At 53.8% G+C, this 12648-nt stretch carries 13 protein-coding genes and 1 other RNA gene; 5 read left to right on the forward strand and 9 right to left on the reverse strand.

Annotated elements, in window-relative coordinates:
* On the forward strand, positions 1–845 hold an 845-nt coding region (locus tag ABCO64_RS04005; protein WP_343089218.1), incomplete at its 5' end, for a mechanosensitive ion channel family protein.
* A 67-nt stretch (positions 846–912) separates the two neighbouring features.
* Here the strand turns inward: ABCO64_RS04005 and gltA are convergent.
* The 5 genes from gltA to ABCO64_RS04030 are packed head-to-tail and all read right to left on the reverse strand — an operon-like array spanning position 913 to position 6782.
* On the reverse strand, positions 913–2256 hold the full coding sequence (gene gltA, locus ABCO64_RS04010; RefSeq protein ID WP_253457250.1) for an NADPH-dependent glutamate synthase: 1344 nt from the start codon (positions 2254–2256) through the stop codon (positions 913–915).
* Positions 2256–3095 carry a sulfide/dihydroorotate dehydrogenase-like FAD/NAD-binding protein gene (locus ABCO64_RS04015; RefSeq protein ID WP_253457247.1) on the reverse strand — a complete coding sequence of 280 codons (840 nt, stop codon included), beginning with the start codon at positions 3093–3095 and terminating at the stop codon, positions 2256–2258. Before ABCO64_RS04015 ends, gltA begins: the two co-directional genes overlap by 1 nt.
* Before the next feature lie 43 nt (positions 3096–3138).
* A complete protein-coding gene (gene arcS, locus ABCO64_RS04020) occupies positions 3139–4779 on the reverse strand; it encodes an archaeosine synthase subunit alpha (RefSeq protein WP_253457244.1) in 1641 nt (546 codons plus the stop codon).
* Entirely contained in the window at positions 4776–6221 is a 1446-nt protein-coding gene (tgtA, locus tag ABCO64_RS04025; protein WP_253457241.1) for a tRNA guanosine(15) transglycosylase TgtA, read from the reverse strand. Before tgtA ends, arcS begins: the two co-directional genes overlap by 4 nt.
* A gap of 3 nt (positions 6222–6224) precedes the next feature.
* Positions 6225–6782: a TIGR00296 family protein gene (locus tag ABCO64_RS04030; protein WP_253457238.1), complete on the reverse strand. Its 558-nt coding sequence runs from the start codon at positions 6780–6782 to the stop codon at positions 6225–6227.
* 115 nt (positions 6783–6897) lie between these two features.
* On the opposite strand from ABCO64_RS04030, the gene rnpB reads away from it, so the two are divergent.
* An RNA gene (gene rnpB, locus ABCO64_RS04035) (RNase P RNA component) lies at positions 6898–7251 on the forward strand.
* 54 nt (positions 7252–7305) lie between these two features.
* The gene (locus ABCO64_RS04040) at positions 7306–7863 is read left to right on the forward strand and encodes an XRE family transcriptional regulator (protein WP_253457235.1); all 558 of its coding nucleotides are present in this window, start codon (positions 7306–7308) and stop codon (positions 7861–7863) included.
* 4 nt (positions 7864–7867) lie between these two features.
* Here the strand turns inward: ABCO64_RS04040 and tpiA are convergent, their stop codons facing one another.
* Positions 7868–8536, reverse strand: a complete 669-nt coding sequence (tpiA, locus tag ABCO64_RS04045; RefSeq protein ID WP_253457231.1) for a triose-phosphate isomerase — start codon at positions 8534–8536, stop codon at positions 7868–7870.
* 2 nt (positions 8537–8538) lie between these two features.
* Entirely contained in the window at positions 8539–9045 is a 507-nt protein-coding gene (locus ABCO64_RS04050; protein ID WP_253457228.1) for a multiprotein bridging factor aMBF1, read from the reverse strand.
* 53 nt (positions 9046–9098) lie between these two features.
* On the opposite strand from ABCO64_RS04050, the gene ABCO64_RS04055 reads away from it, so the two are divergent.
* Positions 9099–10358 (forward strand): proteasome-activating nucleotidase, encoded by a 1260-nt coding sequence (locus tag ABCO64_RS04055; protein WP_253457224.1) that lies wholly within the window; start codon positions 9099–9101, stop codon positions 10356–10358.
* A gap of 143 nt (positions 10359–10501) precedes the next feature.
* Here ABCO64_RS04055 and ABCO64_RS04060 read toward each other — a convergent pair whose 3' ends face one another.
* On the reverse strand, positions 10502–10999 hold the full coding sequence (locus ABCO64_RS04060; protein WP_253457221.1) for a DUF5804 family protein: 498 nt from the start codon (positions 10997–10999) through the stop codon (positions 10502–10504).
* 15 nt (positions 11000–11014) lie between these two features.
* Complete coding sequence (locus ABCO64_RS04065; protein ID WP_253457218.1) at positions 11015–12196, reverse strand: proteasome-activating nucleotidase; 1182 nt, start codon at positions 12194–12196, stop codon at positions 11015–11017.
* A gap of 44 nt (positions 12197–12240) precedes the next feature.
* On the opposite strand from ABCO64_RS04065, the gene ABCO64_RS04070 reads away from it, so the two are divergent.
* Positions 12241–12645, forward strand: coding sequence for a DUF126 domain-containing protein (locus ABCO64_RS04070; RefSeq protein WP_253457215.1), 405 nt, complete (start codon positions 12241–12243; stop codon positions 12643–12645).
* The last annotated feature ends 3 nt before the right edge of the window (positions 12646–12648 follow it).

Consider the following 12648-nt stretch of genomic DNA (forward strand, 5'->3'; position numbering starts at 1 on the left):
ATGGTTATGTGGGATCCTATTGTGATCCAGTGCCCATAAAAAGCGGGAGTTCAGGTTATACCGAAATTCTTCCCCTCGTAACTGATGCTGTTCTGATATTCATTGGTGCATATATCATCGCGAGGATCATCAGCTTTCTTTTGCTACGGCTCTCGGAGCGCTTTGGACATGCCCGGATTGCAGTCAGGATGATAGTTCCGATTCTCAATATCATCATCTATACTGTTGCCATCATGCTCCTGCTCCACCGGGTTGTTGTCCTCGGAACAATCGAGCTTGTCGCATTCTCAGGGCTGTTTGGAGCGGCAATAGGCTTTGGGCTCAAAGACGTCTTTGCCAATATCATTGGCGGGGTCATCATTGCATTTGAAAAACCGTTCCGGATTGGGGATCGGATCACTATGGGTGAGTATTATGGAGAAGTTGTTGAAATCGGCATGCTTGATACCCGGATTGTCACCCCTGATGACAACTATGTCACAATCCCAAACTACAAGATCTTTACCCAGAGCGTTGCAAGCGCCAATGCAGGGCTCACAGAGATGATGGTAACCATTGACATCTACATCGATCATGCCGCAGATATCGACTGTGCCATTGCACTCTTCAGGGATGCTGTCGTCACATCCCGGCATATCTATATCTCTGATACATGTTTCTACACGATCCTTACAGAAAACCAGCTTCATGCAATCCGGCTCAGGGCACGTGCCTATGTCTGGGATCTCCGCGACGAGTTTGAATGCAAGGCAGAGATTTCACGAAGGACAAAACGGGCATTCCAGCGTGAGGGAATCCTCCCCCCACGTCTCTATGTGCCAGGGGAGGGGCTTCACACCTCCTGAAAAACTCGAAAAAGCCTTTTGTTCATCAGTTAGTGCAGAAAAAAGAAAAAGGGGAGGCGTAACCTGATTATTCCCCATCAAAGAGCTTCCGTACTGACTCAGCTGCTCTCTTTGCAGCACCCATCGCAAGGATCACCGTTGCCGCACCGGTTGCAACATCGCCTGCCGCAAAGATCTTCGGAACCGTTGTGCTCCCGTCTTCATCAACCAACAGATTCCCTTTCTTCTCACGGACAAGGCCTTCGATCATCCGTATAAGAAGGGGATTTGGGCTCTGGCCGATCGCCTCGATCACCACATCAGCCGGGATGACCCGCTCGCTTCCCGGTATCGGCTTCGCAGCAGGCCGCCCCGAATCATCCAGCTCACACATATCCATTGCAACGACCTCTACCCCGGTGACTGTGCCTTCCCCATGTATCCGGGTCGGGTTTGTACAGGTGAGGAACTCTATTCCCTCTTCTTCTGCATGGTGCACCTCAACGAGCCGTGCAGGCATATCCTCACGCCTCCGCCGATAGACAAGTGTCACATTGGCGCCAAGCCGGCGGGCGGATCGTGCAGCATCCATCGCGACGTTGCCGCCACCGACAACAACCACATCAGATCCAACCCTGACGGGGGTGTCACACTCCGGGAACGCATCGGCATGCATCAGGTTTACCCGTGTCAAAAACTCGTTTGCCGAGTAGACGCCGATCTGGTTTTCACCCGGAATGCCCATGAACGCAGGAAGGCCGGCACCGGTGGCAATGACGACTGCATCATATTCCATCAGCTCATCGACAGATATGCTCCGGCCCACCAGGTGGTTCGTCTGTATGGAGACGCCAAGCTCTTTCACGGCATCAATCTCTGCCTGCACCACATCATTTGGGAGACGGAATTCAGGGATCCCGTAGGTGAGCACACCACCGGGTGCATGGAGCGCCTCGAAGATTGTGACACGAAAACCATTTCGTGCAAGCTCTGCAGCAGCTGTCAGTCCGGCAGGCCCTGATCCGACAACAGCGACTGTTTGTGGCCGTTCTTCTGCAGCAACAGGTGTCTCGACACCATGCTCCCTCTCCCAGTCGGCGAGGAACCGCTCAAGCTGGCCTATGGCAACAGGCCTGTCTTTATTCCCGAGGATGCACTCTCCCTCACACTGCACCTCCTGTGGACAGACACGGCCGCAGATGGCAGGGAGCATATTATCTTCCTTGATAATCCGGATTGCAGACCGGAAATCCCCATCTTCAATACACGTGAGGAAGCCGGGGATATCGATCCCAACCGGGCATCCGTCCACGCAGAAGGGTTTCTTGCACTGGAGGCACCTGCCAGCCTCTTCGATCGCTTCATCATCCCTGATTCCGCAGTCCACCTCGCCAAAGTCACGGATTCTGTCAGCTGCCAGTCGATCTGCCATTACTGCTCACCTCCACAACCGCATCCTCCTGCATGATAGTGTTCGCGTGACTCTTTCTCTTCAGCCAGGTAGAACCGCTGGCGGCTCATCAGGAGATCAAAGTCAACGGCATGGGCATCAAACTCCGGCCCATCCACACAGGCGAATTTTGTCTCCCCATGCACGACCACCCGGCAGGATCCGCACATGCCTGTTCCATCGACCATAACCGGGTTCAGTGAGACAAAGGTCGGTATCCCAAAGGGTTTTGTCACGCCTGAAGTCACCTTCATCATGATGGCAGGCCCGATCACCCAGACTGCATCCGGTGGCCGGGTTTCGCAGATCTCCTGCAATGGACCTGCTGCAAACCCCTTGATCCCATATGAGCCGTCATCGGTGGTAACGATCAGATCATCACAGATACCACGCAGCTCATCCTCGAGAATCAGGAGATCCCGTGTTCGTGCACCAATGATCCCGGTCACTGTATTCCCGGCATTTTTTAGTGCCTGGGCGATGATTGGGAGGCATGCAATACCGACACCGCCCCCGACAAGCACGCACCGTCCATATGCTTTGATCTCTGTAGGCTTTCCAAGAGGACCAACTACATCAAGGATGGTGTCGCCTGCTTTCAACTGAGCAAGCTTCTCTGTTGTTGTCCCGACGGTCATGAAGATAACCCTGACACGATCGTCAGCTACTCCTGATATGGTGAGGGGTATCCGCTCTCCTGTCTCGTTTATCCGGAGGACAAGGAACTGCCCCGCTTCTGCATTCCTGCTGACATGCGGGGCTTCAATCCATAATTCATAGACGTTTTCTGCAAGGCGTGCTGATGATGTTATTGTGTACAATTAAAACCACTCCGGATTGACTATTACAATAATCTCGTATACATTACTCCTCAGACTTCTTTACTTTACGCAACCTGACAGCCACACCGCGTTTTGACCGGACCATCTCATCAGCCGGCATCATGGCTCTCCCTGTAGCAACAATCCCTTCCCCGACTACAAACACCTCGTCACCATCACGAATCCCGGGATCAGCAGAGATGACACCTGGTGCAAGTATATCTCCATGTGGGACAAAATCATCGATTTTTACCTGGTAGCAGCCGGGAAGCAGCTCCCATCCATCGAAGGTGGGGCGGAGCAGGCCGCTTGTGGGATCAATTGAGAAGAGCTGACGCCTGCCCAGCATCACTTTCCGGTTTAGCCCCTTCCCTTTGATCATCATCCCTTTTGTATCAACAGTCCGTCCAAACTGCCACTGGATCGTTGCTGAAATCTGATCAACAGACCGCTTCCTGCCCCCGCTGAGCGCTGCGGCAAGATTGTCAAGTGACTCCCGTGAGGTGGGGCGTCCGTCTCTGCAGGTCTCTTGGAGCCGGACTCCTGCAGATTCAGCTGCTCTTTGTGCAACCTCACGTGCGCCTCCCTCAAGATGGGCGATGATCCGCTCATATGGGTGGGCATTCAGGTAGGAAGCGAGGATCCCCGAGAGGAGATGGATCTCCTCATGGTCCCAGTACCCGGTCACCGGGACATCGTAGTGGGCTGCCGGATAGACTGCCTCAAGTTCCCGGGGAACAACTCCAAGAGGAGAGGTGACGATCAGGGCGTCCGCACGTCCCTGGATCGCATCATTGAACTTTTTATGGCTCTGGGAGAAGGAGTAGGGTTTCCGTGCAGAACACGGGAGAAGAACACAGGTATCCGTATGTGAAGGAGTAAATCGTGTAATGGTGCGTCTTGCAAAGCGGATAACCTCGGGCCGGTTCATTGATTCAGCTGTATAGGCCCTGAAGGTGGTCTTCCTTGCAATTGGTGCTGCAATTTCGGTGAAGCTGGTTTTTGTATCGAGATGGCGGAGCAGGGCAACGAGCGCCGCATCTGATCTGCTGCGTGATTCGATAAGCTCGCGGAGATCGCCTTGTTTCAGGTGGGCAGCGGCAAGCGCGATCTCGCTTCTGAGTGCAAGCCTGTTATGTTCCAGAAGATCCTCGTTTCCACATCCGGGGCAGGCACAGATCCCTTCATGCATCCAGGATCCCGGATAGATCCCAAGAGGGGTGCAGAAGAGCCCCTGGGCGGATCTCAGATCGACTGCACGGGTGTCAAAGAGATCAAAGCCTGTTGCTATCAGCATAGAGACATTGGAGGGGAGGGCAGATGCTGGTGCATACCGGGCGGCATCCGGGGGCAGTTCCCGGATAAACGCTTCGATCCAGTCTGCATAAGCTCTTGGATTTGCAAGGGCGGTATGCCAGCATGGGAAGAGCACCGCATCTCCCGAAGAAACGCCGCTCATCCTGAGTGGGTGGACAGGGATCGGCTCCCCGGTACTCTCTTCAAAATATGCCGCAACGAAGGCTTCATCTGCCTGGAGTGGGATATTTGAATGACTTCTCGTCTCAAGATCGATAAATTGTGCTTCAGGATCGATCACAGCAGGTGTCTCAAGGGTTGTCTCCCCGTGCGTGAAAATACCGCTCCGCGCAAGCCCGTCACGGCGCCTGATCTCAAACTGTGTCATGTGATCACCACCGCTCCTGGAAACTGCTTTCTGAAAAGGTCCGCATGATCCGGATCTGCTGAGAAGGTGATCCTCGTCTGTTTGTTTGCAGCGAGGAGCGCATCGATGCCACGAAATGCTGATCTGAGCATTGCATCATCCCATGCCGGAACCTCTGCCTGGCCAGCCGGAAATGTTTCTGAGAGCTCAATTGGGACTGCGCCAAAAGGCGGTCTCAGCTCAAGGTAATCATCAAATCCAGTTGGTTTTGGGCCCCCGCAGAGGATAAGGGCATGATCTCCAAGCGTGATCCGGGAGATCATCTCGTGGAACCTGATCACCTCGGTCCTGCTGCATGACTCATCTCCCCTGTAGAAGAACCTCCGTTTCGTTGCACGATCAAAACGCTCGAGATCCGGTGTATGTTTCAGCAGCTCACGGTATCCATCAAGGAGCCTCGGGTGTGCACGGCACCGTTCATCCACAAGTTCAAAGAGCGTCCCCTCCTGGATGGAGAGCCGTATTCTGGCTATTTCGGCCTGGGTGACAGCGAGGTTGTGGGTTGCAAGGAGGCGCTCCTTCTCAGGGGAACGCTTCAGCTCCTCTGCGGTATGTGAACGGCAGACAGAACAGGCACAGGGGAGCTCTGCCATCTCCGCCAGCTTCAGGGTTCCTGCAGGGGTAATGTATCTGCCTTCCCGGGCATAGAGGGCATAGGCAGCCGAGTCGAAGATATCACAGCCCATAGCAACAGCAAGTGCGAACATCGACGGGTGGCCTGCTCCAAAGAGGTGGACACAGGCAGATGAGGGGAGGCCGCGTTTTGCTGCGAGAACAGATCCGACAAGCTCCCTGTACCGGTATGCTTCAAGGAGCGGGACAACCGCACCGATCGGGCAGAACGAGAAGCCGAGGTCGCCTGTCTCCTGGCCTGCACGCTCCCTCAGATCCAGATGAAGCCCGCCCTGTACCGGACCCGCAAGCGGAGCATCATCCCCGAAGAGCTCTTTTGCCTCGCGAAGACGGCTCATCGTGACAGCCAGATCAGATTCCACGGTTGAACGGGGCGAATCCGGGTGTGTCGGTATATCCAGAGGCACCCAGATGTCACTGCCGATATCCCGCTGGAAACTGATGGTTGTCTCATTTGTTGTATCAACTGATCCATAGACCGAGAGCTGAAACGATCCTGAGTCCGTCATGATCAGGCCATCAAACCCGAGGAGATCGTGGAGTCCCCGGTGCAGCGCCTCGTCGCGGAACTCGGCACTCTTTGAGAAGATATAGGCATTGGTGATCAGTCCTTCAATGCCCATTGCTGCCATCTCGGCAGGCGGGATGATCTGGATATGCGGATTCACAACAGGAAGGAGAGCCGGAGTTCGAATCCGCTTCCCTCCGACGGTCAGTTTCCCAACCCTCCCGGCGATATCCTTGTGCATGATTTCAAACTGTATGGACATGGCTTACTCCCTAAAAATCTGCCCCTCGAATCTCAGAACAGTTATCTCTTCCCTCTGCCAGCACCCGGGGGTGAGGCCGGCTTTTATGCAGGTCTGATCAAGAAATTCTCCTGGCTCCCAGGCATGGTCTGTTGCCACCTGGGGCAGGAGCAGGCCGCTTCTTCCCATACCCTGCACTATAAGACCGTGCCTGCCGACAATGACTTCTTTGTCCCTCTCCGAAGGAGGTCTTTGGATCTCTTCTGGAACAGAGAGAACTGTCAGTTCAAGGCTTATCCGGGATAGTTCATGCTCTTTCACCGGGGGAAACCGGGGATCGCTTCGTGCAGCAGAGGCAGCAGCCTCGTAGAGTGCATCAGCAAGGCTCATCACGGGGAGGGGGATGCCTATGCACCCTCGCAGTGCCCCGTTTTTGTTCAGGGTTACAAAAACACCCCGTTTCTCTGAAAATATTGCAGGGAGGGGAGGGTGATTGTATTGCTTTCCTGATACCACCGCATCAACGATTACTTTGGCCAGGGTAAGACCGGTTTGCCCTTCCTCCTCTGAAAGAAGCTTCATAGTTCTGGTTCGTCGGCAGAGAAGAAGATAATATCTCCATGAATCCAAGGTTTAATGATTCTACACTCCCAATATATGTCGCATACAATGAGCTTTCTGCCTGTTGTATCACGATGAGAGGGAGAGTGCGGCTGACGGTGGCCCATCAGGGCTGCTGAGGAAAGTCCCCCCACCCTCCGGGCGCGCAGCCCCACGCAAGCGGGGATGGCGAGAGTCATGGCAATGACACAGAAACGACACGTCCTGCCGCCAGCAATGAAACGATAGAGCATCTCCGGTTCTCCGGTGATTGCGATACTCTGCATCTGATGCAGTTTCAACTCGTTGAGCGTATCGGCACGGGATCGATGGAACGGTGAATCCCTGCGGGTGCAAGCCAAACAGGGCAGACGGGATGCCCGGATCCCGCCCGGGTACGGCGCTTAGCCGAATGCCGCAATGAACAGAAGGGGGCTTACTCCTCCCACTCATCACCCTGGTTTCAGGGGCAGCTTTTTTTCCACCAATGACTTCTAGTAATAATATGCACATTCCTACTGCCGAGGAGATCCGATCTGCCCGGAGACGTCTCGGAATGACGCAGGCAGATCTCGCCCGCCGATCAGGGATCAGCCAGTCGATGGTGGCCCGTATCGAACGTGGATCGGTAGACCCAAGAGTCAGTACACTTCAGAGGATTGTTTTGGTGCTGACTGCAGCAGAACTGCCGGTTGTCACTGCGGGCAGTGTCATGCATTCACCGGTGGAGTGTGTCTCCCCGGACGATACAATTCTGGCAGCTGTTGAAAAGATGGACAGGATGGCGTTCTCCCAGATCCCTGTCCTCCAGGATGGCGTACCTGTTGGATGCATCTCAGAAGGTGCCATCCTCTCCGCATTAGGGGAGCAGCGGCACCAGAAAGGGTATCATCCGACTGTCAGGGACTATATGGAGGCGAGTTTTCCAACTGTGCCTCCTGAGATCGAGATTGAGACGGTTGTTGGGATTCTCGAACAGCACCATGCGGTCCTTGTCATGAAAGGTGGGCGGGTTGAGGGGGTTATCACCAAGCATGACCTGATATCCCTCATCGTTGGATAAGAGATCAGACCATTGATACCAGGTCAAGAAGCACTGCTTCGGGATCCTCTGCCTTCACAACCCCGGATGCAAGCAAAACACCGGCACAGCCGAGATCCAGGGCAGTACGGAGGCACTCGCCCGACTGGATCCCAGCTCCCGCCAGGACCAGAACCCGATCATTCTGCTGTTCTGCTGCTTTCACTGACCCAGCGATGATCTCAGGATCGGCTTTTGCAACCGAGATGCCGGATCCGATCAGCTCAGGCGGCTCAATTGCGACATAGTCAGGTCCAAGAGCCGCCCCGGCGGCAGTGGTAAGGATATTATTTGTACAGATAACGGAGGTGAGTTCCTCTTCGCGGGCAGCGGCAAGTGCTGCCTCTATCTCTGCAAGTGCGAGCCGCTTCTCTGAATGATTGATGAGCGTTCCGACACCTCCGGCACTTTTCACCATGAACGCAGGGGTATGGCCCGTATATGCGCCTCCACCCACACCATCGATATGCTGGGCAAAGACCGGGATACTATAGTGTTTTGCAAGCCTGCGCATCTCGGTATAATGGGGTGCAATGGCAATGCGAACACCCATATCCTCCATCACGGCCTGGGCTGCCCGTGCAATCCTGTCTGCCAGGTAGCCGGTTCCTTCCCTGTATGTCTTGAAATTGATGAGGATGAAGGGAGATTGCATCCTTACTTCCTCTTGACTGAGATGACATCACCAAGGGTTGTCTGGGTTTTCCCCCCGGATTTTGTGTCATCCAATGTATCTTCAGCCTCAACCAGCCGGATGCCCAGTGCAGCCTCGATCTTCTTTCTGACGGCATCCTCAGGTATCAGATCGCCGTTTTCAATCTTTTTGATGAGATGCTCTTTCTCTTTTAGTTCAAGAGCCAGATCCTTCTGGCTCATCCCTTTTGCAAGACGGGCTTCCCGGATTCGCTCAGGATAATCCTCGACGATATCCCCGCCAATGAAATCGAAGACATCGCGTTTCCGCCGGGCAGGCATAGGAGCCTGTCTCGATGTGCCGGAAGAAACCTTTCCCGGAGCCGGGCGGGGAGAGGCCGGTGCCTGCACCTCGGTTCCAAGCCGTGCACACCTGTCACATACGGTCATTGGCTGTGATCCTTCAATCCTGACGGTTTTTGATCGGCCTTTGATGAGTTGTCCACAGGCCTCACACTGTTGTGGTTGCATGATATCCCAAAACACTTTATAACCTTTTTTCCTATATATCTATTTGAAGAGTTATGGCAGTCAAATCCCGCACCCCAGAGGATTCACGTGTGCCAGAGTCACGTGGATCAGAAGATACCTACCGGGTGGTTCTTGAGCGTCTGACGGAACTCGAGACGCGGAATCAGGAGTTGCGGGAAGAACTCCGCCAATCCAGAACCGATCGCCAGTACCTGGAGACCCAGAAGGTCAGGTATGAGCGTGAAGTCCGCAAACTCCGATCTGAGATTGAACAGATGCGGAGTCCCCCACTCATCATCGGGACAATCGTGGATGTGGTTGACAGTACCCGTGTGGTCGTCAGGAGCAGTGCAGGCCCGAAATTCCTTGTGCGAAGCTCCCAGTTTATCAATGTCGACGATCTCAAGCCAGGCGTCCGGTGCACCATGAACCAGCAGACGCTGGCAATTGTGGAGGTACTCCCCTCAACCTATGATGCACAGGTCTATGGAATGGAAGTTGAAACCCGGCCAACAGAGAGCTACGCCGATATTGGTGGCTTGATACATCAGATAACCGAAGTCCGTGAAGCAATTGAGCTGCCACTCAAAAAACCCCATCTCTTTGAACAGGTCGGTATCATTCCACCCAAAGGCATCCTCCTCCATGGACCGCCTGGAACAGGAAAGACGCTTCTTGCACGAGCAGTAGCGCATGAAACCGATGCAACATTCCTCCGTGTTGTCGGATCTGAACTTGTACAGAAATATATCGGAGAAGGTGCGCGGCTTGTCCGGGAACTTTTTGAGAGCGCGAAGAAGAACGCACCTTCGATCATCTTCATCGATGAGATCGACGCAATCGGTGCGTCACGGGGCCAGGAGACCTCGTCAGGTGACCGCGAGGTGCACCGTACCCTGATGCAGCTCCTTGCCGGTATGGACGGGTTTGAGTCACGCGGCGATGTCAAGATTATCGGGGCAACGAACCGGATAGATATTCTCGACATTGCCCTCCTCCGACCCGGCAGGTTTGATCGGATCATCGAGATCCCACTCCCGGATGTTGAAGGCAGACTCTCGATACTGAAGATCCATGCAAAGCAGATATCGCTTGCAGACGATGTGGATCTGGCAAAGATCGCAACCATCACCGAGGGGAAGAACGGAGCTGACCTCTCTGCAATCTGTATGGAGGCAGGGATGTTTGCGATCCGCGAAGAGCGGACAAAGGTCACCCAGGCTGACTTTGAAAAGGCAACCAAAAAGATATTCTCGGATTTCGAGAAAGACCGGTATCTTCCCTCTTCAAGCACCGGGGCAATGTTTGCCTGAGCACGTCGGCTGCCTCCGCTCCCAAACCATTTTTCAAGAGGGCTTTGTAAGGCCCACCGGAATCGGCAAAATCCGTTTGACCGGGATTTTCAAAAAAACCGACGCTCTCATAAACGTGTCTGCTCCTGAGAGATCTGATCCTGTCAGCTCTCAGGATCAGGTTTAAATTCGGGGTCTTTTTGGGAATCAAACTCTGAATCTTCAAAACCTGTGTCCGCTTCCGGGGTATCTGACGTCGCAGTCTGATGCTTCCTGGATGATTCAGGCCTTTCCCCCTCAAGACAGAGAATCACAAGCTGCTGATCCGGTTTGCCTGGCTGGTGTATGCTACAGGTATATGAGTATGGCCAGTCCTCCCCGGGATAGGGGAGACTCCGCTCATAGATCTCCTTTGCAAGGTTTTTGGAGATGACGATTCCGTCTCTGGTTTTGAAGAGTGTAACTGATGTGTATCGCCTGATGTACCAGCGAAGCTCAGATGCCAGGGAGAGCGCAGATCCAAGCGTTGCAACAGGCACTTCAACACACCCGTCATCCCGTCTCCTGGGTGAATAGAACCGCAGGATCATCCTGCTCGTTTCAGAGAGTAAAAGAGTGCGGTACAGGTCAATTCCGGGCTTGGGAATAAAAATGACCTGCATGATCGTCTGGATATTTCAGTAGTACATCCTGCTGTCCGGCTCAGGTGCTTCCTGCCTGAGCTTTGCAACAGCAGATGCAAAGTGGTCCTGGTTCACTGAATCTGCACCTTCACGGACGGCTATCATGCCCGCTTCCCGGCAGATTGCTTCAAGTTCTGCCCCGGTTGCACCCTCTGCCATCTTTGCAATCCCGTCGAGATCCACATCACTCAGTGTGAGGTTCTTTGAATGAATCTTCAGTATCTCGTGGCGTGCCTTCTCATCGGGGAATGGAACTTCAATCAGCCTGTCAAACCTGCCGGGGCGGAGGAGTGCCGGGTCAAGCATATCCGGGCGGTTGGTTGCGGCCATGATCCGGATCTCACCACGGTTGTTGAACCCGTCCATCTCGGCTAAGAGCTGCATTAAAGTCCGCTGCACCTCTGCAGAACCCGATGTTCCGTCATGGGTTCTCGTACTGCCCACAGCATCGATCTCATCGATAAAGACGATAGACGGCGCTTTTTCACGGGCAAGCTGGAAGAGTTCGCGGACAAGCTGTGCACCTTCGCCTATGAACTTATGGACAAGCTCACTACCGGACATCCTGATGAAGGTGGCGTTGGCATTATGGGCAATAGCCTTTGCAATCAGGGTTTTTCCGGTTCCAGGCGGCCCATAGAGGAGGATTCCTTTTGGTGGCTCGACACCAAGGCGTTTGAAGACCTCCGGCCTGGTCAGCGGGTATTCGACAGCTTCCCTCACTTCTTCAATCTCATCTGTCAGCCCGCCAATCTCGTCAAATGTCTGTGAAGGGGAAGTGTCCAGCTCCATCACCCTGACTCGTGCATCAAAGGTCGTACCGACGACCTTGACAATGGAGAGCGCATTATTGACGGCAACCTTGGAACCAGCCTTGAGAAGCGAATAGATCTCATCATTTGCATGGGTGATATATTCCTGGTTATTCCCCTGCTGGCGGAGATAGACCTCGCCATTTGGCAGCTTCTCGATAACGGCAGCAACAAAGAGCGGGAGGCGCTTGAGCTGGGTATTCTCCCGCTTCAACTGCGCGTTCTCCTCCCGGAGCTTTTGAACTTCCTTATGCTGGGCATCCACCTTCTCGCGGAGTTCAACCATTGATTCATACAGCTCTTTGAGCCTCTGGGACTGAATCGTCTGGTCACTGGATACGTTGTCGATGAGGGTTTCGTCCATGTCTATAATATACTCTATTCTCCCATCACTTATTAGGTGGTATTGTGATAATCAAAGGCCGATCCATTGCACAGGGTAAGGCAGAGGGGGAACTGGTTGTAACAGACACCCCTCTCTCCTTTCTCTCAGGCGTCGATCCAGAGACAGGTATAGTCATTGAGAAGGGCCACCCTCTTGAAGGAGTCTCGATCTCTGGAAAAGTTCTTGCATTTCCCTTTGGGAAGGGTTCAACTGTTGGATCCTATGTGATCTATGCCCTCAGGAAAAACAATTGTGCACCTGCTGCCATCCTGAATGAGGAGGCTGAGGCTATCATTGCGGTTGGTGCAATCATCTCGAAAATTCCGATGGTAGATCGCCCGGAAGGTGGTATCTCCTCCCTGAAAAGCGGCATAACCGTTACTGTTGATGGTGACAGGGGCGAAGTCATTGTCAGCGGGTCACAGTAGGCT

The organism is Methanocalculus natronophilus (assembly GCF_038751955.1).
GTDB classification, from domain to species: domain Archaea; phylum Halobacteriota; class Methanomicrobia; order Methanomicrobiales; family Methanocorpusculaceae; genus Methanocalculus; species Methanocalculus natronophilus.